Origin of the sequence: Cellulomonas sp. HD19AZ1, assembly GCF_004535805.1 — a bacterium.
Lineage (GTDB): Bacteria > Actinomycetota > Actinomycetes > Actinomycetales > Cellulomonadaceae > Cellulomonas > Cellulomonas iranensis.
The window spans coordinates 325,246-347,748 of record NZ_SPHX01000002.1; the positions used below are offsets into that span (position 1 = coordinate 325,246).

27 protein-coding genes and 2 tRNA genes are annotated in these 22,503 nt (G+C 75.9%); 10 read left to right on the forward strand and 19 right to left on the reverse strand.

Annotation, left to right across the window (positions count from 1 at the left end):
* Positions 1-1,011 (forward strand): glycine betaine ABC transporter substrate-binding protein, encoded by a 1,011-nt coding sequence (locus E4A51_RS04985; protein WP_046528005.1) that lies wholly within the window; start codon positions 1-3, stop codon positions 1,009-1,011.
* A gap of 84 nt (positions 1,012-1,095) precedes the next feature.
* Here E4A51_RS04985 and E4A51_RS04990 read toward each other — a convergent pair whose 3' ends face one another.
* The gene (locus E4A51_RS04990) at positions 1,096-2,640 is read right to left on the reverse strand and encodes an NAD(P)/FAD-dependent oxidoreductase (protein WP_134851179.1); all 1,545 of its coding nucleotides are present in this window, start codon (positions 2,638-2,640) and stop codon (positions 1,096-1,098) included.
* Between the two features lie 91 nt (positions 2,641-2,731).
* Between E4A51_RS04990 and E4A51_RS04995 the strand changes: the two genes are divergently transcribed.
* Positions 2,732-3,223, forward strand: coding sequence for a DinB family protein (locus E4A51_RS04995; protein WP_070320438.1), 492 nt, complete (start codon positions 2,732-2,734; stop codon positions 3,221-3,223).
* 107 nt (positions 3,224-3,330) lie between these two features.
* Here the strand turns inward: E4A51_RS04995 and E4A51_RS05000 are convergent.
* The 3 genes from E4A51_RS05000 to E4A51_RS05010 all read right to left on the reverse strand — a co-directional run bounded on the left by E4A51_RS05000 (position 3,331) and on the right by E4A51_RS05010 (position 4,219).
* Positions 3,331-3,406: transfer RNA gene (locus tag E4A51_RS05000), tRNA-Lys, on the reverse strand.
* Positions 3,407-3,484: 78 nt separating this feature from the next.
* Entirely contained in the window at positions 3,485-3,739 is a 255-nt protein-coding gene (locus tag E4A51_RS05005) for a hypothetical protein (RefSeq protein WP_046528003.1), read from the reverse strand.
* Between the two features lie 183 nt (positions 3,740-3,922).
* Positions 3,923-4,219 carry a co-chaperone GroES gene (locus E4A51_RS05010; protein ID WP_070320444.1) on the reverse strand — a complete coding sequence of 99 codons (297 nt, stop codon included), beginning with the start codon at positions 4,217-4,219 and terminating at the stop codon, positions 3,923-3,925.
* A 126-nt stretch (positions 4,220-4,345) separates the two neighbouring features.
* Between E4A51_RS05010 and bcp the strand changes: the two genes are divergently transcribed.
* Both bcp and E4A51_RS05020 read left to right on the forward strand, forming a co-directional pair.
* On the forward strand, positions 4,346-4,819 hold the full coding sequence (bcp, locus tag E4A51_RS05015) for a thioredoxin-dependent thiol peroxidase (RefSeq protein WP_070320437.1): 474 nt from the start codon (positions 4,346-4,348) through the stop codon (positions 4,817-4,819).
* 39 nt (positions 4,820-4,858) lie between these two features.
* Positions 4,859-4,941: transfer RNA gene (locus E4A51_RS05020), tRNA-Leu, on the forward strand.
* A gap of 43 nt (positions 4,942-4,984) precedes the next feature.
* Here E4A51_RS05020 and E4A51_RS05025 read toward each other — a convergent pair.
* Positions 4,985-5,353 (reverse strand): hypothetical protein, encoded by a 369-nt coding sequence (locus E4A51_RS05025; RefSeq protein WP_134851037.1) that lies wholly within the window; start codon positions 5,351-5,353, stop codon positions 4,985-4,987.
* 394 nt (positions 5,354-5,747) lie between these two features.
* Here E4A51_RS05025 and E4A51_RS05030 point away from each other — a divergent pair, with 394 nt between their 5' ends.
* Positions 5,748-6,362, forward strand: a complete 615-nt coding sequence (locus E4A51_RS05030) for a hypothetical protein (RefSeq protein WP_134851038.1) — start codon at positions 5,748-5,750, stop codon at positions 6,360-6,362.
* 104 nt (positions 6,363-6,466) lie between these two features.
* Here E4A51_RS05030 and trxA read toward each other — a convergent pair whose 3' ends face one another.
* Positions 6,467-6,835 (reverse strand): thioredoxin, encoded by a 369-nt coding sequence (gene trxA, locus E4A51_RS05035; protein ID WP_062103346.1) that lies wholly within the window; start codon positions 6,833-6,835, stop codon positions 6,467-6,469.
* 110 nt (positions 6,836-6,945) lie between these two features.
* Between trxA and E4A51_RS05040 the strand changes: the two genes are divergently transcribed.
* Positions 6,946-7,500, forward strand: a complete 555-nt coding sequence (locus E4A51_RS05040) for an NUDIX hydrolase family protein (protein WP_046527999.1) — start codon at positions 6,946-6,948, stop codon at positions 7,498-7,500.
* Positions 7,497-8,141, forward strand: a complete 645-nt coding sequence (locus E4A51_RS05045; protein WP_134851039.1) for a Pr6Pr family membrane protein — start codon at positions 7,497-7,499, stop codon at positions 8,139-8,141. Before E4A51_RS05040 ends, E4A51_RS05045 begins: the two co-directional genes overlap by 4 nt.
* A gap of 56 nt (positions 8,142-8,197) precedes the next feature.
* Here the strand turns inward: E4A51_RS05045 and E4A51_RS05050 are convergent, their stop codons facing one another.
* The 8 genes from E4A51_RS05050 to clpS all read right to left on the reverse strand — a co-directional run bounded on the left by E4A51_RS05050 (position 8,198) and on the right by clpS (position 15,093).
* The gene (locus E4A51_RS05050) at positions 8,198-9,826 is read right to left on the reverse strand and encodes an ATP-binding cassette domain-containing protein (RefSeq protein ID WP_167748837.1); all 1,629 of its coding nucleotides are present in this window, start codon (positions 9,824-9,826) and stop codon (positions 8,198-8,200) included.
* A 29-nt stretch (positions 9,827-9,855) separates the two neighbouring features.
* On the reverse strand, positions 9,856-10,497 hold the full coding sequence (gene rdgB / locus E4A51_RS05055; protein ID WP_240696386.1) for an RdgB/HAM1 family non-canonical purine NTP pyrophosphatase: 642 nt from the start codon (positions 10,495-10,497) through the stop codon (positions 9,856-9,858).
* Positions 10,494-11,309 carry a ribonuclease PH gene (rph, locus tag E4A51_RS05060; RefSeq protein ID WP_134851180.1) on the reverse strand — a complete coding sequence of 272 codons (816 nt, stop codon included), beginning with the start codon at positions 11,307-11,309 and terminating at the stop codon, positions 10,494-10,496. The genes rdgB and rph overlap by 4 nt, the downstream gene beginning before the upstream one ends.
* A 136-nt stretch (positions 11,310-11,445) precedes the next feature.
* Positions 11,446-12,519 (reverse strand): hypothetical protein, encoded by a 1,074-nt coding sequence (locus E4A51_RS18230; RefSeq protein ID WP_167748826.1) that lies wholly within the window; start codon positions 12,517-12,519, stop codon positions 11,446-11,448.
* Between the two features lie 10 nt (positions 12,520-12,529).
* Entirely contained in the window at positions 12,530-13,318 is a 789-nt protein-coding gene (locus tag E4A51_RS05070; RefSeq protein WP_134851042.1) for an MBL fold metallo-hydrolase, read from the reverse strand.
* Entirely contained in the window at positions 13,315-14,127 is an 813-nt protein-coding gene (murI, locus tag E4A51_RS05075) for a glutamate racemase (RefSeq protein ID WP_070320431.1), read from the reverse strand. Before murI ends, E4A51_RS05070 begins: the two co-directional genes overlap by 4 nt.
* A gap of 10 nt (positions 14,128-14,137) precedes the next feature.
* Entirely contained in the window at positions 14,138-14,800 is a 663-nt protein-coding gene (locus E4A51_RS05080) for a DUF2017 domain-containing protein (protein WP_134851043.1), read from the reverse strand.
* Positions 14,800-15,093, reverse strand: a complete 294-nt coding sequence (gene clpS, locus E4A51_RS05085; RefSeq protein ID WP_046530418.1) for an ATP-dependent Clp protease adapter ClpS — start codon at positions 15,091-15,093, stop codon at positions 14,800-14,802. The genes E4A51_RS05080 and clpS overlap by 1 nt, the downstream gene beginning before the upstream one ends.
* A 72-nt stretch (positions 15,094-15,165) precedes the next feature.
* Between clpS and E4A51_RS05090 the strand changes: the two genes are divergently transcribed.
* Positions 15,166-16,566, forward strand: a complete 1,401-nt coding sequence (locus tag E4A51_RS05090; RefSeq protein ID WP_134851044.1) for a nicotinate phosphoribosyltransferase — start codon at positions 15,166-15,168, stop codon at positions 16,564-16,566.
* A 133-nt stretch (positions 16,567-16,699) separates the two neighbouring features.
* On the opposite strand, the gene E4A51_RS18235 is transcribed toward E4A51_RS05090, so the two are convergent.
* From E4A51_RS18235 to E4A51_RS05100, 3 genes are all read right to left on the reverse strand, one after another.
* Complete coding sequence (locus E4A51_RS18235) at positions 16,700-16,855, reverse strand: hypothetical protein (RefSeq protein WP_156442182.1); 156 nt, start codon at positions 16,853-16,855, stop codon at positions 16,700-16,702.
* Positions 16,856-17,105: 250 nt separating this feature from the next.
* Entirely contained in the window at positions 17,106-18,917 is a 1,812-nt protein-coding gene (locus tag E4A51_RS05095) for a DEAD/DEAH box helicase (RefSeq protein WP_134851045.1), read from the reverse strand.
* The gene (locus tag E4A51_RS05100) at positions 18,914-19,285 is read right to left on the reverse strand and encodes a DUF3039 domain-containing protein (RefSeq protein ID WP_046527993.1); all 372 of its coding nucleotides are present in this window, start codon (positions 19,283-19,285) and stop codon (positions 18,914-18,916) included. Before E4A51_RS05100 ends, E4A51_RS05095 begins: the two co-directional genes overlap by 4 nt.
* A 119-nt stretch (positions 19,286-19,404) precedes the next feature.
* Between E4A51_RS05100 and E4A51_RS05105 the strand changes: the two genes are divergently transcribed.
* The gene (locus E4A51_RS05105; protein ID WP_134851046.1) at positions 19,405-20,334 is read left to right on the forward strand and encodes a hypothetical protein; all 930 of its coding nucleotides are present in this window, start codon (positions 19,405-19,407) and stop codon (positions 20,332-20,334) included.
* Complete coding sequence (locus E4A51_RS05110) at positions 20,331-20,714, forward strand: GntR family transcriptional regulator (RefSeq protein ID WP_134851047.1); 384 nt, start codon at positions 20,331-20,333, stop codon at positions 20,712-20,714. The genes E4A51_RS05105 and E4A51_RS05110 overlap by 4 nt, the downstream gene beginning before the upstream one ends.
* Positions 20,715-20,723: 9 nt before the next feature.
* On the opposite strand, the gene nagB is transcribed toward E4A51_RS05110, so the two are convergent.
* The gene (gene nagB / locus E4A51_RS05115; protein ID WP_134851048.1) at positions 20,724-21,506 is read right to left on the reverse strand and encodes a glucosamine-6-phosphate deaminase; all 783 of its coding nucleotides are present in this window, start codon (positions 21,504-21,506) and stop codon (positions 20,724-20,726) included.
* The gene (locus tag E4A51_RS05120; protein ID WP_082131315.1) at positions 21,506-22,501 is read right to left on the reverse strand and encodes an ROK family protein; all 996 of its coding nucleotides are present in this window, start codon (positions 22,499-22,501) and stop codon (positions 21,506-21,508) included. Before E4A51_RS05120 ends, nagB begins: the two co-directional genes overlap by 1 nt.
* Positions 22,502-22,503: the final 2 nt, after the last annotated feature.

A 22,503-nucleotide genomic window follows, 5' to 3' on the forward strand; every position in this document is an offset into this window, starting at 1 on the left:
ATGCGCATCAGCCAGCGCACCCGCACGCTCGGCGTCCTCGCCGTCGCGACCCTCGCGCTCGGCGCGTGCGGCACGCCCGGATCGGGCGGCGGCCAGGCGGCCAGCCAGCCCACCAGCAGCTCCGGCCTCGCCACCTGCGAACCCGTCGCGGGCGAGAGCCTCGTCGTGCTGAAGGACGACAAGGGCCTGCAGAACGCCGACAACGTCATCCCGGCCGTCAACGCGCAGGTCGCGGCCGACCACCCGCAGGTCCTCGAGCTGCTCGACAAGGTCTCGGCGTCGATGGACACCGACGGGCTCATCGCCCTGAACAAGGCCGTCGACGTGGACCGCCGCACGTCGAGCGAGGTCGCGACCGAGTACGTCGCCGACAACGGGCTCGCCGCGACCGACACGTCCGTGGGCACGGGCACGAGCCTCACGGTCGGTGCCGCGAACTTCTCCGAGAGCATCACGCTCGCCGAGATCTACGCGGCCGTGCTGCGCAGCGCCGGGTTCGACGCGCAGGCGCAGACCATCGGCGCGCGCGAGACGTACCTGCCCGCGCTGCAGTCCGGCGAGCTCGCGGTCGTGCCCGAGTACGCCGCGACGCTCGCGACGTTCCTGAACGGCCAGGTCAACGGCGCCGACGCGCCGTCGGTCGCGTCGAGCGACGTCGACGAGACGGTCGCGGCGCTCACGCCGCTCGCCGAGCAGAGCGGGCTCGTCGTCGGCGAGGCGTCCGCCGCGCAGGACCAGAACGCGTTCGCCGTCACGGCCGAGTTCGCGCAGGAGCACGACCTCACGACCCTGTCCGACCTCGCGGCGGCGTGCGGCGGCATCGTCCTCGCGGGCCCGCCCGAGTGCCCCGAGCGCCCGTTCTGCCAGATCGGCCTCGAGGACACCTACGGCCTCGAGATCGGCGAGTTCAAGTCGTTCGACTTCGCCCTCATCGGCCAGGCCGTGCGCCAGGGCGACGCGACGCTCGGGCTCGTGACCTCGTCGGACGGGTCGCTCGCGTCGGACGCCTGACACCGAGCACGCCCGACGGCGCAGCACCGCTCACCGCGGTGCCGCGCCGTCGGCGTCTCCGGACCCCGGCGGGGGCGGAGCGCGTCAGCGGCCCGCGGTCTCCAGCAGGCGCAGCCACACCTCGCTGAGGGTCGGGTAGGACGGCACCGCGTGCCACAGCCGCGACAGCGGCACCTCCCCCACGACCGCGACGGTCGCGGCGTGCAGCATGTCCGCGACGTCCGGCCCCACGAACGTGGCCCCGACGACCACGTCGCGCGCGCGGTCCACGACGATCTGCGCCCGCCCGCGGTAGTCGGCCGCCGTCACCGTCGCGCCCGCAAGGTCGCCGAGCTCGTAGCCGACGACGGCGACGTCGAGCCCGGCGTCCCGCGCCTGCGCCTGCGTGCGCCCGACCCACGCCACCTGCGGCCGGGTGAAGACCACCTGCGGGACGGCGGCGTGGTCGGCGGTCGCGCGGTACCGGCTCCAGTCGCCCGCCTCGGCCTCCGCCGCGCGGGACAGCGGCTCACCGCCGGCGACCGCGGCGTCGTCGACGTCCGTGGTGGGCCGCGGGTCGAACCGTGCCGCCACGACGTCGCCGACGACCCGCGCGTCGTACTTGCCCTGGTGGGTGGTGGCCGTGCGGCCCGTGACGTCGCCGGCCGCGAACAGCCACCCGCCGTCGACGCCCCGCACCGCGAGCGCGTCGTCGACAGGAAGCGCGTCACCGGGCCGCAGCCCGAGAGCCTCCAGGCCCAGGTCCTCCGTCGCGGGGCGTCGGCCCGTGGCCGCCAGCACCTCGTCGACCGTGAGGGTCTCGGGCGCGGCGGCGCCGACCCCGTCGTCGTCGCCGGTCACTCGCTCGACCACGAGGTGCACGCCGTCGTCGTCGCGCGACGCGGACGTCACCTGCGCGCCGAGGGACACCCGCACACCGCGGTCGACGAGGCTGCGCAGCACGGCCTCGCCCGCGAACGGCTCGGCGGACGGCAGCAGCCGGTCGCCGCGCACGAGCACCGTCACCTCGGCGCCGAGGTCGGCGAACGCCGTGGCCATCTCGGTCGCCACGACACCGCCGCCGACCACCGCGAGCCGCCGCGGCACGACGTGCGCGGACGTGGCCTCGCGGCTCGTCCAGGGCCGGACGTCGCGCAGCGCCGCGGGCACCGCGGCGACCGAGCCCGTCGCCACCACGACCGCGCGCCGGGCGGTCACGGTGACGTCGCCGTCGGACGTCGTGACGACGAGCCGACGCGGCCCGGCGAACCGCGCGTGCCCGCGCAGCAGCGTGAGCCCGGCGCCCTCGACCCACGCGACCTGCCCGGCGTCGTCCCAGTGCGCGGCGACCTCGTCACGCCGCGCGAGGACGGCGCTCACGTCGACGGGCCCGGTCACGGCGGTGTCGGCACCCGGCACGGCCCGGGCGGCCGCGAGCGCGTCACCGGGCCGCAGCAGCGCCTTCGACGGCATGCACGCCCAGTAGGAGCACTCGCCGCCCACCAGGGCGCCCTCGACCACCGCCACGTCCAGCCCGGTCCGCGACGCGCGGTCGGCGACGTTCTCGCCCACCGCCCCCGCACCCAGCACCACCACGTCGAACTCACGCGCGTCGTCCACGGTTCCTCCGTCCCTCGCGACCGAGCCCATCGTGGCGCGTGCGAGGCCGGGCCGCCCGGTGAGCCCGGTCGGGGCCGCCGCCGGACGCGCGCCGACGCACGCCCGCTGCCAGGGTGGACGCATGGCACGTGCACCCGAACCCACCGACGGCCCTCTCGACGCCCTCCTGCTCGGCTGGCTCGCGTTCCACCGCGACGCGCTGGCCGCGAAGTGCGCCGGGCTCGACGACGACGCGCTCGTGCGACGCTCCGCCGCACCGTCCGCGCTGAGCCTGCTGGGGCTGGTCCGGCACCTCACCGAGATGGAGCGGCACTACCTCGTCGGCGCACTGAGCGGGTCACCCGTCCCGCTCCTGTACTGCACGGAGGAGTCGCCCGACGGCGACGTGGACGACCTCACGCCCACCATGGTCGGCGAGTCGATGGCGCAGTGGCACGAGCACCGCGTCCTCGCCGACCGGCTGCTGGCCGAGAACGCGGACCTCGCCGCGCCGGTGCCCGGCGGCAGCCGCAGCGTGGGCTGGCACGTCGCGAAGGTCGTGCAGGAGTACGCGCGGCACAACGGGCACGCGGACCTGCTGCGCGAGCGGATCGACGGCGCCGTCGGCGAGTGACGAGCGTCACGCGCAGCGGCGGTCGGTCCCGCGGGGCCTCGACCCGCGGCGCGCGACCCGCAGGAACGACTCAGCCCCGTCGGACGACGTCCGACGGGGCTGAGTGCTGGTACGCCCCCAGGGACTTGAACCCTGAACCCGCTGATTAAGAGTCAGCTGCTCTGCCAATTGAGCTAGAGGCGCGCGGCTCGTAGAGATTAGCAGGACCGGGGCCGTGCGAGCGAACCGGAACCGCCTCCACGGGCCGTCGTGTGACGACCCTCACGCGTGCGACGCGCCGCCGCCCTCGCGCTCGTCCCACCAGGCGTCCTCCGGCAGCCCCTCGGACGCGAGGATCTCGGCCGAGGTGTCGCCCGTCGGCGTCAGCAGGTCGGCGATGAGCGCGAGCGGCACGTGCTCGGCCAACAGCTCCTGCGCGTGCCTCGCGGCGTCCACGCCGGCCACCACGACCGGCTCGTCGCCGTCGGGCAGCTCCGTCGCCCCGGTGCCCGAGGCACCGCCGTCACGTCCGTCCATCCGTCCACCTCGTCCTGTCCCCGCCGTGGATGCCCCCTTCCCATGGTGCGGTATCGGAACGTCCGACACGTGAGGAAAGACCCCCAGGGCGCGTTCTCACGAACGTTTCACACGTCGCGCAGGTCACGTCCACGCGGACGGGTCTGGCGAGCGGCGGCCGGACGGTCCGTCAGCGACCCGTCGTCACAGGTACAGCCCCGTGCCCTCGGCGCCCGCCCGCGGGTCGGCGACCCCGTGGACGTCCTTCTCGCGCAGCAGCAGGTACGTGCGCCCCGTGAGCTCCACCTCGGCGCGGTCCTCGGGGTCGAACAGCACGCGGTCCCCCACCTCGACCTGCCGCACGTGCTGGCCGGCGGCGACGACCGTCGCCCACGCGAGGCGCTTGCCCATCGCCGCGGTCGACGGGATGAGGATGCCGGCGCCCGTGCGCCGCTCGGCCGCCTCGTCGTCGAGCTCGACCAGGAGCCGGTCGTTGAGCATCCGCAGCGGGAGCTCGCCCGCGCTCGTGGGCCGGGAGGTGTCGCGCGCAGTCACGCCGCCGACGCTACCCCGCACGCGCCGTAGGCTGGCGCACGTCGTCCCCAGCCCCGACCCGCAGGAGTGACAGTGCCTCGTCTCGCCGTCGGTGACACCGCGCCCGACCTCACCCTCCCCAGCGCGACGGGCGGCACCGTCTCGCTCGCCGACCTGCGCGGACGCTCGGTCGTCGTGTACTTCTACCCCGCCGCGGCCACGCCGGGCTGCACGACGCAGGCGTGCGACTTCCGTGACTCGCTCGCGTCGCTGCAGGGCGCCGGGTACGAGGTCGTCGGCGTCTCACCCGACCCGGTCGAGAAGCTCGCGCAGTTCGCGCAGGACGAGTCGCTGACGTTCCCCCTGCTGTCGGACACCGAGCACACGACGCTCGAGGCGTGGGGCGCGTGGGGCGAGAAGAAGAACTACGGCCGCACGTACACCGGCGTGATCCGGTCGACCGTCGTCGTCGACCCCGACGGCAAGGTCGCGCTCGCGCAGTACAACGTGCGCGCCACCGGGCACGTCGCGAAGCTGCGGCGCGACCTCGGCATCGACGCGGCCTGACGCCACGCGGCGGGTCGGCGCGTGCCAGACTCGCAGCGCGCGGGAGTGGTGAAACGGCAGCCACGCCAGGTTTAGGTCCTGGTGCCCGGAAGGGCGTGCGGGTTCGACTCCCGTCTCCCGCACGACCTGTCCGAGACGCTGACCAGCGCGCCCACGAGGCGTTCGCTATCGATCACGCAACGCGAGCAGTGCGGACCGACTCATGTCGGGCTCCAGCTCGACCGGATCGGCCGACCAGTCGGTCATCATGACAGTGCCCCTCTGCCGGACCGGGTCGAGCCGCGTCAGCCACGCGAGAACGTCGACAGCGAGCTCGTCATCCCCCTCGACACCCAGCCCGGCCCCACCCGCGAGGACCACGATCCTGATGCTCTGGACGCCGCGCCGGATCTCGATCTGACCGACCGAGGACTGCGCGAGCTCCCCGGTGGACGGGGAGAAGCCGACCCCGCTCCACTGCGCCCGCGCGGCGCGCCCCAGGCTCGTGGCGTCGAATCGTCGGCCATCGAGGACCGCCAGGAGGACGTCAGCCACCACACACTCCTCTCCACTCTCACGTCACCCGGACGTCGCCCTGCGGACCGTGAGCCCGCATCAGCCTGTCGATGACGTCGGCAGCGGCAGGTCAGGCCGTCGTGGTCGGGACGACACCGCCACCATCCATCACCCGGTCGGCAGCGAGCTGGAGCCGACGCAGCGTGTCGCCTGTCCTCGTGGCCCGATCTCCCGGAGCCGGGGAAACGGGAGCGGCGACAGGACGCCCTAGATGTTCACGTCCTTCGTGATGTGCTCGCGTCGCCCCCCACGGTGCGCCGTTCGTCGACCGGGACCGCCTCGTCGGGAGCACCCCGTGCGGAGCCGACTCCCCGTGTCCCCGCACCCCCGTCGTACGTGGCGCACGTCCCTCGCACGCGGCTACCGTCGACGCGTGCACGACCTGTCCCGTCTCGACGCCGCGATCCTCACGACCCTCCGGGTCGGGATCGCCCACCTCCGGGAGGCCGACGAGTCCCTCGCGCTCGTGGCGTGCGGGATGGTCGAGGACCTCACCGGGTTCTTCGTGGCCGGGGCCGGGACGACGTGGCTCGCGGCGCTGCCCGGTCCGAGCGAGGACCGCGCGGCGTACGCGTGGTCGGCCTCGGAGTGGCCGCTGACCGCCGAGGACCCCGACGACGTCGCACCCGGGCGCGTGACGAGCGCGCTGTGGGAGCTCTCGGGCACGCGCGCGGCCCTCGACGGCACCGGCGCCGAGCTCGACGACGACGCGTACGCGCAGCTCGGCCACGACTACGAGGACCGGGTCGTGACGGCGCTGCGTCGACTCCGGGACGAGGGCGAGCTGCGCGACGCCGCGGGGCGCGAGCTGTGGGTGTGGCTGCACTCCGCCGACGACGCCGACCCGGAGCTCGACGACCGCACCTTCGCGCAGCTGCAGGACGCCGACGTCGCCAGCGACTTCGCGGACCGGTACGGCGCGGGAGGTGAGCGCCTGCTCGCACGGCTCGCGGCCCGCTCGTCAGCGCCGCGCGACGCCGCGCCCTGAGGCCGGCGGTCGCCTCGGCGGCGCAGCCGGCGGGCGAGGTCGTCCGACGCACGACGGGGCGCCCACCGGTCGGTGGGCGCCCCGTCGACGCTGCGGCGTGCGGCTCAGGCCTGGGCCTGGCGCTCCGCGATCTTGCTGCGCACGTCGTCCATGTCGAGCTCCTTGACGGCGGCGACGACCTGCTCGAGCGCGGGCGCGGGCAGCGCACCGGCCTGGTTGAACACCAGGACGCCGTCGCGGAACGCCATGAGCGTCGGGATCGACGTGATCTGGAGCTCGGCGGCGAGCTGCTGCTCGGCCTCGGTGTCGATCTTCGCGTGCACGATGTCGGGGTGCGTCTCGCTCGACGCCTCGAACACGGGCGCGAACTGGCGGCACGGGCCGCACCAGGACGCCCAGAAGTCGACCAGGACGATCTCGTTGTCCTTGATCGTGTCGGCGATCGTGTTCGCGGTCAGCGTGGTGGTGGCCATCGGGTCTGTCTCCATCCTGACGGGGTTCGCCCGGTTCAGCGCCGCACGGACCGCCGGTATTCCCGCGGGGCGATGCGGCCGACCGGGCGACGACGGGGTACAACTGCACGGTGACCGCGTCCGCCGAGTTCCCCCCTGGTCCCGAGCGCCCCGCCGGGTGGCTGTCCCGCGACGAGATCGCGACGGCCCGCGCCCAGCTGCCGATCCTCTACGTCGACGCGGTGCCCGTGCGCGTCGACGAGTCGGGCGACGTCGTCGCGGTCGGTCTGCTGCTGCGCGTGACCCCCGAGGGCGTGATGTCGCGTGCGCTCGTCTCGGGTCGCGTCATGTACCACGAGCGGGTGCGCGACGCGCTGCTGCGGCACATCGAGAAGGACCTCGGACCCGTCGCCCTGCCGCACGTGCCCGCGTCGCCGCAACCCTTCACGGTCGCGGAGTACTTCCCGACGCCGGGCGTGACGCCGTACCACGACCCGCGCCAGCACGCGGTGTCCCTCGCGTACGTCGTGCCCGTCGCCGGCGACTGTCGTCCGCAGCAGGACGCGCTCGACCTCGCGTGGCTCACGCCCGAGGAGGCGTGCACCGAGGCCGTGCAGGTCGAGATGAACGGCGGCCAGGGCCTGCTGCTGCGGCAGGCGATGGCCTGGGTCGGCCGGCTGCCGTGACGCACGACCCCGCGCAGGCGGCGTGGGGGGTCGGCACCACGACGGCCCGCGTGCTGCACGCGCTGGTGGCGGCGTGCGCGCTCGCCGGCGTCGGCCTCGAGGTGGGCCGTGCGCTGACCTCCCCCGACGGCGACCTCGTCCTGCTGTTCAGCTACTTCACGATCTGGTCGAACGTGCTCGTGCTCGGGGTGTCGGCGCTGCTCGCGGTCCGCCCGCGGCACGACGGCCCGTGGTTCCGCGCGCTGCGGCTCGACTCGGTGCTGTTCATCGTCGTGACGTTCGCGATCTACCACGCGCTGCTCAGCGGCTACGCGCCGATCACCGCGGCCGGGCAGGCCGCGAACCTGCTGCTGCACACCGTCGTGCCCGTCGGGGCCGTGCTCGCGTGGCTCGTGGCCGGGCCGCGGCCGCGCGTGCGGCTCGTGACGTGCGCGGCCGCGCTCGTGCTGCCCGCCGTCTGGTTGGTCTACACGTTCGTGCACGGGGCCGTCACGGGCTGGTACCCCTACCCGTTCCTCGACGCGTCGGCGCTCGGCACGGGCCGGGCGTTGCTCGCGGCGCTCGCCGTGATGGTCGGCGGTGCGCTGCTCGGCCCCGCGCTGTGGGCGCTCGAGCGCCGGCTGCCGCCCGCGCCGCGCTGACGGCGACGCCGGACGCCGCGTGACCTCCCGCCGGGGCGGCGCACCCGTGCGGCGCGTCAGCCGGCCAGGTCGAGGTGCGGCCAGTCCGCGAGGTCGGCGCGCAGCTGCCGGTCGTGCGTCGCGACGACGACGGCCGCCGACGTCGCCCGCAGCGCGACCGTGAGCTCGTCGACCAGCCCGACCGACAGGTGGTTGGTCGGCTCGTCGAGCACCAGCACGTGCGGGGCCGCGAGCAGCGCGCACGCGAGGTCGAACCGGCGGCGCTGCCCCACGGACAGCTCGCGCAGCGGGCGGTCGAGGTCTGCCTCGGTGAGCAGGCCCAGCGCGGCGACGGGCACGAGCGCGTCGGGGTCGAGCGCACCGGCGTCGAGCAGGTCGAGCGCGTGCCGCGCGTACGCGTCGAAGGCCGTGGGCGGTGCGCCGTCGGGAGTCGCGAGCCGCTCCCCCGGCCCCTCCTGCGCGAGGACCCCCAGCCGGACGCCCGGGGCGATCGTGCGCGTGCCGCGGTCGAGCCCGAGGCGCCCCGTGAGCGCGGCGAGCAGCGTCGACTTCCCGGCGCCGTTCGCGCCGGTGACGAGCAGCCGACCCGCGGGCATGACGTCGACGCGCCGCCCGGGCAGGTCGAGCCGGCCGTCGACGCGCGGCGCACGTACCTCCAGCAGCGGGCCGCCCGCGTAGTCGGCGGGGACCGACGGCAGGTCGGGGAAGCTCAGCGCGGGCGGCGGCACCGGCACCTCGACGGCCTGCGCCTCGAGCCGCTCGATCAGCCGGTCGGCGGCCTTGACGTGCTGCCGCGCGCGCGTGCCGCGGCGGTGCTTCTGCGACCCCTTCGGCGGCCGCCACTCGTCCGACAGGCCCTCGTACGACGCGTCGAGGCGCTGCGCGAGCTGCAGCGCGCGCTTGCGCTCGCCGCGGTAGCGGGCACGCCACCGGCGCAGCATCTGGTCGCGGGCGAACCGGTAGTCCGCGTACCGCGCGGCGCCGTACAGCACGGGGCGGCCGTCCATCGACGGGTCCATGTCGAGGATCGCGGTCATGACGTCGTCGAGGAGTCGTCGGTCGTGCGTGACGATGACGAGGCCGCCCGTCCACGTGCGCAGCTGCGCCGTGAGGTGGTCGACGCCCGCGGCGTCGAGGTGGTTCGTGGGCTCGTCGAGCAGCAGCAGGTCGGCGCGCTCGGCGAGCCGGCACGCGAGCCGCACGCGGTAGCGCTCGCCGACGCTGAGCTCCGCGAGCGGCCGGTCGCGGTCACGGGGCGCGTGCAGGCGCGACAGCCCTTCGTCGACGCGCCGGTCGACGTCCCAGGCCGCGAGGTGCTCGTACCGCGCGATCGCCTCCGACAGCGCCGCGACGTCGCCGCCGTCGTGGTCGAACGCGTCGATGACGGTCTGCAGGCCAGCGGCCGCCGCACGCGTCGCCGCGGCCGTGGCGTCGATCAGCGTGCCGACGGTGTCGCCGGGCGCGACCGCGAGGTCCTGCTCGACCACCGCGAGCGTCCCCCGGCGGCGCACGTCGCCCGACTGCGGCACGAGCCGCCCGGCGAGCACGCCCAGCAGCGTGGACTTGCCCGCGCCGTTCTCGCCGACGAGCCCGATGCGGTCCCCCGCGGACACCGTGAGGTCGAGCGCGTCGAGAACGGGCCGGCCGGGGTAGCCGAACGTGACGGCGTCGGCGACGAGCTGCACGGCGCCGACCTGCGGGGCGGCCGGTGCGCTCACGAGCCCAGCGCGGCCACCACGTGCGGCACGAGCGCGCGGAACGCCTGCCCGCGGTGGCTGATCGCGTTCTTCTCGTCGGGGGTGAGCTCGGCGCACGTGCGCGTGTCGCCCAGCGGCACCAGCACGGGGTCGTAGCCGAACCCGTGAGCGCCGCGCGGCGCCGCCGCGAGCGTGCCCTCGAGCGTGCCGACCTCGACGTGCTCGACGCCGTCGGGCGTCACGAGCGCCGCCGCGCACACGAACCGCGCGGCCCGGTGCTCGGGTGCGATGTCCGCGAGCTGCGCGAGCAGCAGCGCGAGGTTGGCCGCGTCGTCGCCGTGCCGCCCCGCCCAGCGCGCCGAGAAGATCCCGGGTGCGCCGCCCAGCACGTCGACGCTGAGGCCCGAGTCGTCGGCGACCGCGGGCAGCCCCGTGGCGGCCGCGAGCGCGCGCGCCTTGATGAGGGCGTTCTGCTCGAACGTCACGCCGTCCTCGACGGGCTCGGGCGCGTGCACGTCGCGCGCGCCGACCACGGCGGCCGGGTCCAGGCCGGGCAGCGCGGGCGCGAGGATCGCGCGCAGCTCGCCGACCTTGTGCGCGTTGTGGGTCGCGAGCACGAGCCGCGCACCGGCGGGCACGTGCACGCCGGGCGGGGTCACGGGGCGTCCGTCCCGGGCACCGGCACCCGGGTCGCGCTGCCGTCGCCGGCCGGCGCGCCGAGCACGGCGGCCTGCAGCGCGGCGAGCTGCGCGGTGCCCGCGAGCGCGAGGTCGAGCAGCGCGTCGAGCTCGGCGCGGTCGAACGGCGCGTGCTCCGCCGTGCCCTGCACCTCGACGAACGTCCCCGAGCCGGTGGTGACGACGTTCATGTCGGTCTGCGCGCGCACGTCCTCCTCGTAGGGCAGGTCGAGCATGGGCACGCCGTCGATGACGCCGACGCTGACGGCCGCGACCGAGTCGCGCAGCACCTGGCGCCCCGGCTTGACGAGGCGCTGCGACGTCGCCCACGCGACCGCGTCGGCGAGCGCGACGTACGCGCCGGTGATCGCGGCCGTGCGCGTGCCGCCGTCGGCCTGCAGCACGTCGCAGTCGAGCACGACCGTGTTCTCGCCGAGCGCGGCGACGTCGATGACGGCCCGCAGCGAGCGCCCGATCAGGCGCGAGATCTCGTGCGTGCGCCCGCCGACCTTGCCTCGCACGGACTCGCGGTCCGAGCGGCTGTTGGTCGCGCGCGGCAGCATCGCGTACTCGGCGGTCACCCAGCCCTCGCCCGAGCCCTTGCGCCAGCGCGGCACGCCCTCGGTGAACGACGCGACGCACAGCACCTTGGTGCCGCCGAACTCCACGAGGACCGAGCCCTCGCCCGCGTCGAGGAACCGCCGCGTGATCGTCACGGGCCGCAGCTCGTCGACCCGTCGCCCGTCGGCCCGCGTCCCGCCTGCGCCCGCGCCTGTTCCCGTGCCTGCACCCATCGCGCTCACCATGCCCCGACCCTACGTGTGCACGCCCACGCCCTCCGAACTCGTTCCGAGTGCGCCGGCACGCGGCCGAGCGCGCCTGCTGCGTCACCCGCACTCGGTGGCGTGCCGTCGCACTCGGTCGACGGGGTCAGCGGACGCCGGCGGAACGCAGGAGCTGGAGCATCGGATCGCGGTCCCACGCATCACGCCACGTCCAGCGCACGACGCGGGCGCCTGACGCGCGGAGCCGATCCTCCCTGAGCTTCTCCCGCCACACGGCGTCCGCTGCGGCGGTCCCGGTCGCTCCGTACTTCGAGCGGCCGTCGAACTCCCCCACGACACCGTGCTCGGGCCACCAGAAGTCGACCCTTCCCACGAACCCGGCACGGTCGTGCACCTCGTGCTGCAGAATCGGCAGGGGGATCCCTGCCTCGTCCATCCGGACGCGGCTCAGCGACTCGCCGGGCGACTCGCTGCGGCCGTCGAGGAGGCGCAGCACGTCACGCGCACGACGCCGCCCGCGGGCACCCGGCCGGAGCCGTTCGACCTCGGCGGCGACCGCGTCGCGCGTCGTCACCCGCAGCCGGAGAGCGTGGTCGCCGGCCACGACTCCGGCGACGATCCCGTCTGCGCGTGCCAGGTCCACGATCGTCCTGGCGACGTCCGTGACGAGGAGCCCGCCCGCCGTCACGGGCTCGGGCACGTCCTCGACGGTGTGCCGCACGACGTCACCGCGAGACCGTCCACCGTCGGCGGCACCGCGGACGACGTGGACACGGTCGTCACGTCGTCCCACGAGCGGCAGCCCGTGGACGACGGCCGCGGACCTGTGGGACAGGACCGGTGGAGTCCGGGCCGCGCCGGTCACCGCAAGCGCGCGGACGAGGTGCCGCCGGTCCTCGTCCGACGTCGCCCATGCCACCGCATCGGTGTAGGCACCACGCCTGACGCGCTGAAGCCGGCGGTCCCGCCACGGCGGTGACGGCCCGTCACGGCTCCACGCCCGGCGGCTCTCCCCCGGCACACCGGTACGCACCAGCGCGGGCTCGTCCTCGGACCGGTCGCCGCCCGGAGCGGGCGATGTCGTCGAGTCTTCCACCGCGGCACGGTCCCACCCGCGGGCTGCGCGCCGCTGCGCACATCCACAGCCTGCACCGAATGCGCCAGCACGCCACCGAGTGCTGCCGAAGGAGCCGGCGCACTCGGCCGCGTGCTGGTGCACTCGGCGGAGGCTAGAGCGTGTACGTGGCGCCCGGGGCCGCGAGGGAGGTGGGGCCGGCGTAGACGGTGGCCGCCTCGGTGAGCGCCGCGCGCGGGTCGTTCCACGCGGGGACGTGCGTGAGCACGAGCCGGCGGGCACCGCCCCGCGCGGCGGCCTCGGCGGCGCGGCGGCCCGTGAGGTGGACGCCGCGGACGTGGTCGTCGCGGCCCTCGACGAACGCCGCCTCGGCGAGCAGCAGGTCGGCGTCGACCGCGAGCGCGTCGAGCCCGTCGCACGCGTCGGTGTCGCCGCTGTACGCGAGCGTCACGCGGCGCCCGGGGTCCGCCTCCGACGGCCCCGTGACGCGGATGCCGAACGCGGGCACGGGGTGCTCGACGGGCACGGCCTCGAGCGTCAGCGGACCCACCCGCACGGGCTCGCCGGCGCGCCACTCGCGCACGTCGAACTGCTCCTGCGTGTCGGTCGCGGGGTCGTGGCCGGACAGGTGCGCGAGGCGCTCGCGCGTGCCCGCGGGGCCGAGCACCGGCAGCGGCGGCAGCGCACCCGTGGGCCGGTAGCGCCGGTAGACGCCCAGCACGGCCATGTCGGCGACGTGGTCGGCGTGCAGGTGCGACAGCGCGACGACGTCGACCGCAGCCGGGTCGCCCCAGCGCTGCAGCGGGCCCAGGGCGCCGCTGCCCAGGTCGAGCACGGCCGACCACGTGCGCCCGTCGGCGTCCCGCGCCTGCACGAGGTACGACGACGCGGCCGAGTCCGGACCGGGGAACGACCCGGCGCAGCCCAGCACGACGAGCCTCACCGCAGCGCCTCGCGCGGCTCGACCGACTCGACCTCGGGGCCGAGGAACCGGCGCGCGAGCGTCGCGAAGCCCTCGGGGTCGCCGGTCGCGAGGAACCGGTGCGTCGCCGGACCCGCGGCGGGGTCCCGCTCGAGGTCGTGCGCGACGAGCGTGCGGTACACGTCCTTGGCCGTCTCCTCGGCGCTCGACACGAGCGTCACCTGGTCCCCCATGACGTACGAGATGACCCCCGTGAGCAGGGGGTAGTGCGTGCAGCCGAGCACGAGCGTGTCGACGCCCGCGTCGCGGACCGGCTCGAGGTACTCGCGCGCCGTCGCGAGCGCGTCGGGCCCCGACGTCACACCGGCCTCGACCAGCTCGACGAAGCGCGGGCACGCACGTGACGTGAGCTCGACGCCCGCGACCGCGAACGCGTCGTCGTAGGCCCGTGAGTCGATGGTCGCGCGCGTGCCGATGACGCCGATGCGACCGTTGCGCGTCGCGGCGACGGCGCGCCGCGCGGCGGGGAGCACGACCTCGACGACGGGCAGGCCGCGTCGCTGCGTGTACCGCTCGCGCGCGTCGCGCAGCACGGCCGCCGACGCGCTGTTGCACGCGATGACGAGCATCTTGACGCCCGCGTCGACGAGGTCGTCCATGATCTCGAGCGCGTGCGCGCGCACCGCCGCGAGCGGCTTGGGGCCGTACGGACCGTTGAGGGTGTCGCCGATGTACAGCGTCGACTCGTGCGGCAGCTGGTCGAGGATCGACCGGGCCACCGTGAGACCCCCGACGCCGGAGTCGAAGATCCCGATGGGGGCGTCGTTCACCCGGCCGAGCCTAGCCGTCGTCGCCGGTGCGCCCACCCGGGGACGGGTCGGGTGCGTCGAGCATCACAGCGAGGAGCGACTCCTGCAGCCAGGACAGCGCGCCGTACACGGACGCCAGGTACGCGCGGACGTCGTCCTCGTCGCCGTCGCCGAGCCCGTCGTACAGCGCCTCGGAGTCCTCGTCGGTGCGCAGGTCGAGCCGTTCGCCGAGCACGAGCCGCAGGTCGGTGAGGCAGGCCGCGACGTCGTCGGCGGACCGCGGGTGCACGACCAGCGCGTGCTCGGGCCAGCCCGGCTCGCCGTGCACGAGCGACGTCCACAGGCAGCGCAGCCGCGCGATCTTGCGGGCCCGCAGGTCGTCCTCGGTGAGCCGGCGGAACTCGCCGGCGACCTCGGGGTCGTCGCGCGACGCGTCGGGCAGGAGCCGCCGCACGGCCGGGTCCTGCGGCGGCGGCAGGGGCGCGGTGCGCACCTGCCACGCCCCCACGTCGGGCGCGCCGCCCGGGCTCCCGTCGGGTCCCGCGTCGGGCCCGGCCGCCGGCGGCGGGCCGTCCTCGAAGCGGCCCGCGCCGAGCAGCTCGGCGACGTCGGCGACGACCGACGCGACGACGGCGCGCTCGCCCGCGTCGAGCCGCGCGACGTAGCGCCCCTTCTGGCGGCGGAACGCCCGCATCACTGCCCTCCGCGCTGCAGGGTCGCCCACAGCCCGTACCCGTGCATGGCCTGCACGTCGACCTCCATGGCCTCGCGGTTGCCGGTCGAGACGACCGCGCGCCCCTCCTCGTGGACCTGCCGCATGAGCCGCTCGGCCTTCTCGCGGGGGTGCCGGAAGTACGTCTGGAACACGTAGGTGACGTACGACATGAGGTTCACGGGGTCGTTCCAGACGATCGTCACCCACGCGTCCGCGGTGGACGACGCCTCGTCCACCTGCTCACGTGTGTCGGGGGCGGTCGTCGCAGGCACGGCGTCCACTGTAGGTGCGGCGCACCGCGGCGGCGGATGTCGCTCCGACCTGCGGACGTCTACGTTGGCGGCATGGACGACTCGCGCCCCGGCACGCCCCCGCACGTCACCCCGGCCGTCGCGGCCGTCGGGTCGGGCAGCACCGCGCTGCTCACGGACCGGTACGAGCTGACGATGCTGCAGGCGGCGCTGGCCGACGGCACGGCGCACCGGCGCTGCGTGTTCGAGGTGTTCACGCGCCGGCTGCCCGCGGGGCGCCGGTACGGCGTGCTCGCCGGGACGGGACGCGTCCTGGAGCAGCTCGCGTCGTTCCGGTTCGGGACGCCGGAGCTCGACTGGCTCGCCGACGAGCGCGTCGTCGACGACGCGACCCTCGAGTTCCTCGCGGGGTACCGGTTCGGCGGCTCGGTCGTCGGGTACGCCGAGGGCGAGGTGTTCTTCCCGCAGTCGCCCGTGTGGGTGGTCGAGGGCACGTTCGCGGAGGCGGTGCTGCTCGAGACGCTCGTGCTCTCGGTGCTCAACCACGACTCGGCGATCGCGTCGGCGGCGTCCCGCATGACGAGCGCGGCCGTGGACCGCCCGTGCCTCGAGATGGGCGCGCGGCGCGCGCACGAGGACGCGGCGGTCGCGGCCGCACGGGCCGCCGCGGTGGCGGGTTTCGCGGCGACGTCGAACCTCGAGGCGGGCCGCCGGTACGGCCTGCGGACGATCGGCACCGCGGCGCACGCGTTCACGCTGCTGCACGACGACGAGGAGGCGGCGTTCGCGTCGCAGGTCCGGTCGCAGGGCCCCGGGACGACGCTGCTGGTGGACACGTACGACGTGCACCGCGGGGTCGAGCGCGCGCTGGCCGCCGCGGGCACGGGTCTGGGCGCCGTGCGCCTCGACTCGGGCGACCTGGGCTCGCTCGCGCAGGAGGTGCGCGCACAGCTCGACGCCGCCGGTGCGCACGGCACGCAGATCGTCGTGACGAGCGACCTCGACGAGTACGCGATCGCGTCGCTCGCGGCCGCACCGGTCGACTCGTACGGCGTGGGGACCAGCCTCGTCACGGGGTCGGGGGCGCCGACGTGCGGCATGGTCTACAAGCTCGTCGCGCGCGAGGGCGCGAGCGGCGAGCTCGAGCCGGTCGCGAAGGCGTCGCGGTCGAAGGTGAGCGTCGGGGGGCGCAAGGCCGCGGCGCGGCGGCTCGGGCCGGACGGCCGCGCGGTCGAGGAGGTCCTCGTGGTGGGCCCCGACGAGGCCGTGGCGGGGTGGACGGCTGCGCGGTCCGCGGGCGGTGACCCGTCGTTGCGCCCGCTGCACGTGCCGCTCGTCGTCGAGGGCGAGGTGCAGCCGGGGCTGACCGCCGCGGCGGGCGTGCGGGCCGCGACGGAGCGGCACCACGCGTCGCGCGACGAGCTGCCGCGCGGTGCGCGCCGGTTGTCGGCCGACGAGGCGGCGGTGCCGACCGTCGAGCTCCGGCTGGGCTGAGCGCCCGGGCCCCCCGCCCGGTCGGCAGGGCGGGTCGACCGACCCCGGACGTGCGACCGGGCCGGGACGCGTCGCGTCCCGGCCCGGTGTGCGGACGACCGGCGGAGGGGGTGCCGGCCGTGCGCGGCGGCTCTTAGACCCTCGAACGACCGCGGCCGACGAGCCCCAGGATCAGGCTGACGACGAGCACGGCGACGCCGATCCAGATGAGGAACTGACCGATGCCGGTCGCGACGCCGAGGACGACGAGGACGACACCGACGAGGATGAGGATGAGCCATGCGGGCATGTGGACACCTCTTTCACACGAGCTCCGGCGGCGGACCGCCGGGCTCTCTCCGAGTGCGGCACCGGGGGGACCCGGGCCGGGTTTGTCACGGAAAGAGCGTGACACCGCGGGCCGCGGTCAGCACGTCGAACGGTCGACTTGCGCCGTCAAGACCCGCTGCTATGTGAGCACGCGTCCAGTGCGCTGACCTGCGGTTTCATGCTGCTCTCATAGTCCACATCGTGAGATCAGCACCGAGGTCAGGGTGAGCTCAGCGCTTGCCCACGAACCAGCCGCGCAGCATCGCGATCCGGGCGGACAGCTCGTCGGGCGCCGCGAGCGCGACCTCGGGGCCGCCGCAGCGCCGCCGCAGCTCGGCGTGCACGGTCGCGTGCGGCTGCCCGCTGCGACGCGCCCACGCGCCGACGAGCTGCGCGAGCTCCTTGCGCAGCTCGGCCTGCTTGCGGTGGTCGACGACCTCCGGCGCGGGCGCCTCGCGCGTGCGCCGCGCGCCCTGCTGCGCGGCCTGCCGCTGCCGGAGCAGCGTCGTGACCTGGTCGGCGTCGAGCAGACCCGGCAGGCCGAGGAAGTCCAGCTCCTCGTCCGAGCCGACCTCCGCGCCCGTCCCGAACTCGCCGCCGTCGAACAGCACGCGGTCGAACGACGCCTGCGCCTCGAGCGCCTGGAACGCGCCCACGACGCCGTCGCTGCCGACCGCGTCCTCGCTCTTCTGCTCGCGCTCGGCGAGCGCGAGCAGGTCGGCCTCGGGGTCCTCGTCGCCGGTGGTCGGCTTGTCGAGCGCGTGGTCGCGCTCGACCTCGAGGCTCGCGGCGAGCTCGAGCAGCTGCGGCACGCTCGGCAGGAACACCGACGCGGTCTCGCCGCGCTTGCGCGCACGCACGAACCGCCCGACCGCCTGCGCGAAGAACAACGGCGTCGCGGTGCTCGTGGCGTACACGCCCACCGCGAGGCGCGGCACGTCGACACCCTCGGACACCATGCGGACCGCGACGAGCCAGCGCGAGTCGCTCGCGGCGAACTCCTCGATGCGGTCGCTCGCGCCGTCGTCGTCCGAGAGGACGATCGTGGGCGACTCCCCCGTGATCCGGGCGATGTGGCCGGCGTAGGCGCGCGCGTCGGTCTGGTCGGTCGCGATGATCATGGCGCCCGCGTCGGGCACCGCGCGCCGCACCTCGGTCAGGCGCCGGTCGGCCGCGGCGATCACCGAGGGGATCCACTCGCCGTCGGGGTCGAGCGCGGTGCGCCACGCCTGCGACGTCATGTCCTTGGTGAGCGGCTCGCCGAGGCGTGCCGAGATCTCGTCGCCCGCCTTGGTGCGCCAGCGCATCGAGCCCGAGTACGACAGGAAGATGACGGGCCGCACGACGTGGTCGCGCAGCGCGTCGCCGTACGCGTACGTGTAGTCGGCGACCGAGCGGCGGATGCCCTGCGCGTCGGGCGCGTACTGCACGAACGGGATCGCCGCGGTGTCGGAGCGGAACGGCGTGCCGGTCAGCGCGAGCCGGCGCGTCGCGCCCTCGAACGCCTCGCGGACGGCGTCGCCCCACGACAGCGCGTCGCCGCCGTGGTGCACCTCGTCGAGGATGACGAGCGTGCGGTCGGCGGTCGTGCGGGCGGCGTGCAGGGCGGGCTTGCTCGCGACCTGCGCGTACGTGACGGCGACGCCGTCGTACCCCGCGCCGTGCCGCCCCTGCGCGTTCGAGAACCGCGGGTCGAGCCGGATGCCGACGCGCGCGGCGGCGTCGGCCCACTGCTTCTTGAGGTGCTCGGTCGGTGCGACGACCGTCACGCGGCGCACGGTCCGCGACTCCAGGAGCTCGGTGGCGATGCGCAGCGCGAACGTCGTCTTGCCGGCGCCGGGGGTGGCGACGGCGAGGAAGTCCCGCGGGTTGCGCTCGCGGTACAGGTCGATGGCCTCCGCCTGCCAGGCGCGCAGGCTCCCGGCGGCACCCCACGGCGCACGCGCCGGGAACGCCGGCGGCAGCTGCGACGCTGCCGACGACGAGGGGTGCTGCGGGGTACTGGCGGGACCGGTGGCGACGGGGCGGCGTGCCGCGCTCACGCGCCGCCCGACCCGGAGCCCTTGCCCCGTCCGAAGCCGAAGAACCCGCGGCCGCCCCCGCCGCCGCCGGAGCCCTGGTCGTCACCGTCCTGCGGCTCGCGCAGCCCCTCGTAGATCTCCTTGCAGACCGGGCAGACCGGGAACTTGTTGGGGTCGCGGCCGGGGACCCACACCTTGCCGCACAGCGCGACGACCGGCTTGCCGGACATCGCGGACTCCATGATCTTCTCCTTGCGCACGTAGTGCGCGAAGCGCTCGTGGTCCCCCGGCTCGACCTGCTCCTGGGACTCGGTGCGCTCGAGGACCGACGTGCCGCCCTGGGTGCCGAACGGGTCGTCGGGTCCGGACGGCGTGGTCGGCTCGCTCATGGGCCCATCGTACGTCGGGGGTCCGACGTCCCGGCCGCGCGCGGCGCGTCGGTGCCGCTGGACGGCGCGCGCCACTTTGTGTCAATGTGCTGATACATCGGTTCACTGATCGGAGCCCCGTGCGCCTCATCGCCCTGCTGCCCGTCGTCGTCCTCGTGGCGCTCCTCGCCGCCCTCGTCGCCGCGCTCGCGCCACACCGGCAGCCCGCGACCGACCTCACCGACGTCGTGACCTCGCCCGCCGCCCACGCACGCGCGCGTCGGCACGCCCGCGCCGTCGCGGCGATCGCCTGGGGCGCGCTCGCGGTCGTCGCCGCGGCCCTGCCCGCAGCGGCCCCCGCGGGCGTCGCGGGCGGCGTGCTGCTCGGCTGCGTCCCGGCCGCCGCCGGGACCGCGTTCCTGCTCGCCGCAGCCGTGGGCGAGCGCACCTGGCCGCGGCCGTCCGGCGCCCGGCGGCGCGCCTCGCTCGTGCCCCGCACGGCGCGCGACGTCGCGCCGCGCGCGCTGCGCGTCGCGCTCGCGACGTGGACCGCCACGCTGCTCCTCGTCCTGCTCGGCACGGGCCTGACCGCCACGGCCGACGGCCGCACGGTCAGCCGCAGGCTCGACGCACAGCTGACCGCGGGGGCAGGCCCCTACCCCGGCCCGCCCTACGCGGTCCCGCTCGCGCTGGGCGCGCTGCTCGTGGCCGCGGGCGCCGTAGGCGTGCTGCACCTGGTCGCGCGCCGCCCGGCGGTCGAGGGCGTGTCCACCGCCGACGACGACGCGCTGCGGGTCGCGGCCGGCGGGCGCGTCCTGGCGGGCGCCCAGCTCGTGGTCGGCGCGACGCTCGCCGGTGTGCTGCTGTTCGCCGGTCAGGCCCTGCACAACGTCGCCCACGGCGCGTACGCGGTCGACGACGTGTGGACCACCGTGACCGACCCGCTGACCGCGGGGCTCGGCTGGGCCGCGCTCGTCGCGGCACCGCTCGTCGCGCTGACGACCGTCGCGCTCACGGCCGTCGGGCTGGCGCGCGCCGCCCGCGCGACCGCCCCCGCGGTCGCGGCGTGAGCGTGCGCCTGGACGTCGACCTCACGTCGGGCGTCCCCGTCTACGAGCAGGTGCGCGCGCAGGTCGTCGGCCACGTCGCCACCGGCCGGCTGCGGCCCGGCGACCGGCTCCCCACGATCCGCGCGCTCGCGACCGACCTCGGGCTCGCGCCCGGCACGGTCGCGCGCGCGTTCCGCGAGCTCGAGCGGGCCGGCGTCGTCGTGACGCGGCGGCGCAGCGGCACGGTCGTCGCGGCCGACGCGGCCCCGGCGCAGGCGCAGGCACGGCGCGCGGCGGCGGACTACGCGCGAGCGGCACGTGCCGCGGGCCTCTCGACCGACGAGGCCGTGGCCCTCGTGCGCGGCGCCCTCACGACCGGCGACGAGCCGCCGACCGTCTGAGCCGACCCGTCACAGCGCCTGCCAGGCGGGCTTGGCCGCGTACGTCTCGCGGTAGTAGTGCGCGAGCTGCAGGCGGCTCGCCGCGGCCTCGTCGACCAGCACGGTCACGTGCGGGTGCAGCTGCAGCACGGTCGCGGGCCACAGCGCGCTCACCGGCCCCTCGACCAGCTGGTGCACGGCCTCGGCCTTGTGGCGGCCCTGCGCGAGCAGCACGAGGTGCCGGGCGGACGAGATCGTCGCGAGCCCCTGCGTGAGGCAGTGCGTGGGCACGCGGTCGACGTCGCCGCCGAAGAACCGCGCGTTGTCCTCACGGGTCTGCCGCGTCAGCGTCTTGATGCGCGTGCGCGACGCGAGCGACGACCCGGGCTCGTTGAACGCGACGTGGCCGTCGGTCCCGATGCCGAGGACCTGCAGGTCGACGCCGCCCGCGTCGACGATCGCCGCCTCGTACGCCGCGCACGCCGCCGGCAGGTCGTCGGCCAGCCCGTCGGGCCCCTGCACGGCCTCCGGCCGCAGGTCGACGCGCGCCACGAGCTCGGTCTCGATGACGTTGCGGTACCGCTCGGGGTGGTCGGCGGGCAGCCCGACGTACTCGTCGAGCAGGAACGCGCGGGCCCGCGCGAACGACAGGCCGCGCTCGGCGTGCCGGCGCGCGAGCTCGTCGTACACCGCGAGCGGGCTCGAGCCGGTGGCCAGGCCCAGCACGGCGTCGGGCCGCGCCGTGAGCAGCCGCTCGACGGCGTCCGCGGCCAGCCGGGCCAGCTCGGCACCGGGTGCGATGACGACCTCCATCAGACGTGCTCCCCTCGTCCCACGAGCGCGGCGCCCACGGCCGCGACCGGCACGTCCCGCGGTGCCAGGTGCACGCGGTCCGTCACCCCCAGCGACGCCAGGAACGGCGACGCCGCCGCCTCGCGCGCGAGCTCGGCGCGCAACGGGTCCAGCAGCCGCGTGCCGAGCTGGCTCACGCCGCCGCCCACCACGACGCGGTCGACGTCGCACGTGAGCACCAGGACCCGGACCGCGACCGCGACAGCGCCGACGAACCGGTCGCGGACCGCGACAGCGCGCGCGTCGCCCGCGTCGGCGGCGTCGAGCAGCGCGACGGGAGCCGGCCGCGCGTCCGGCGACGGCCAGGCCGCGTCGAGCGCGCTGCCCGACGCGTACTGCTCGATGCACCCCGCCTGACCGCACTTGCACGGCAGCCCGCCCGGCACGAGCGTGAGGTGCCCCACCTCCCCCGCGGCCCGGTGCGACCCGCGGCGCAGCGTCCCGTCGAGCAGCAGACCCGCGGCCACGCCCGTGCCCAGCGCGAGGAAGGCCACGTCGCGCGCCGTCGCACCCGGCTCGACCGTGTGCGCGGCACCCAGCACGGCGGCGTTGAGGTCGTTCTCGACGCGCACGCGCGCCGCGGGGCCCAGCACCGACGCGACCGCGGCGGCGAGCGCGAACGGCTGCGCGACACCCACGTTGACGGCGTGCTCGACCGTGCCCGTGACGGGGTCGACGACCCCCGGCACGCCGACCCCGGTGCCCGCCAGGCGCTCGACGGGCACGCCGTGCGCGCGGGTCAGGGTGCGCACGGCGGTCGTGACGACGTCGACGAGGCCGTCCGGGCCGGGGCGCGTGGCCGCGCGGTGCGTGCGCGCGACCCGCCCCGCCGGGTCGAGCAGCGCCGCGAGGACCTTGGTGCCGCCCACGTCGACCCCGACGGACCAGCCGGGTCCGCGCGGGTCGGGCGGCGCGGCGGGCACGCCCGTGGTCCCCCCCAGGGTGGTGCTCTCCATGG

Excerpts from the sequence above, each read along its gene's own strand:
- E4A51_RS04995 (WP_070320438.1), top strand. The coding sequence starts at position 2,732 with ATGGCACGTGCACCCGAACCCACCGACGGCCCTCTCGACGCCCTCCTG.
- E4A51_RS05010 (WP_070320444.1), bottom strand. The coding sequence starts at position 4,219 with ATGCTCAACGACCGGCTCCTGGTCGAGCTCGACGACGAGGCGGCCGAG.
- E4A51_RS05100 (WP_046527993.1), bottom strand. The coding sequence starts at position 19,285 with ATGAGCGAGCCGACCACGCCGTCCGGACCCGACGACCCGTTCGGCACC.
- E4A51_RS04990 (WP_134851179.1), bottom strand. The coding sequence starts at position 2,640 with ATGGGCTCGGTCGCGAGGGACGGAGGAACCGTGGACGACGCGCGTGAG.
- nagB (WP_134851048.1), bottom strand. The coding sequence starts at position 21,506 with ATGGAGGTCGTCATCGCACCCGGTGCCGAGCTGGCCCGGCTGGCCGCG.
- rph (WP_134851180.1), bottom strand. The coding sequence starts at position 11,309 with ATGGGTGCAGGCACGGGAACAGGCGCGGGCGCAGGCGGGACGCGGGCC.
- E4A51_RS05080 (WP_134851043.1), bottom strand. The coding sequence starts at position 14,800 with ATGCGGGCGTTCCGCCGCCAGAAGGGGCGCTACGTCGCGCGGCTCGAC.
- E4A51_RS05090 (WP_134851044.1), top strand. The coding sequence starts at position 15,166 with ATGGACGACTCGCGCCCCGGCACGCCCCCGCACGTCACCCCGGCCGTC.
- E4A51_RS05120 (WP_082131315.1), bottom strand. The coding sequence starts at position 22,501 with ATGGAGAGCACCACCCTGGGGGGGACCACGGGCGTGCCCGCCGCGCCG.
- trxA (WP_062103346.1), bottom strand. The coding sequence starts at position 6,835 with ATGGCCACCACCACGCTGACCGCGAACACGATCGCCGACACGATCAAG.
- E4A51_RS05005 (WP_046528003.1), bottom strand. The coding sequence starts at position 3,739 with ATGGACGGACGTGACGGCGGTGCCTCGGGCACCGGGGCGACGGAGCTG.
- E4A51_RS04985 (WP_046528005.1), top strand. The coding sequence starts at position 1 with ATGCGCATCAGCCAGCGCACCCGCACGCTCGGCGTCCTCGCCGTCGCG.
- E4A51_RS18235 (WP_156442182.1), bottom strand. The coding sequence starts at position 16,855 with ATGCCCGCATGGCTCATCCTCATCCTCGTCGGTGTCGTCCTCGTCGTC.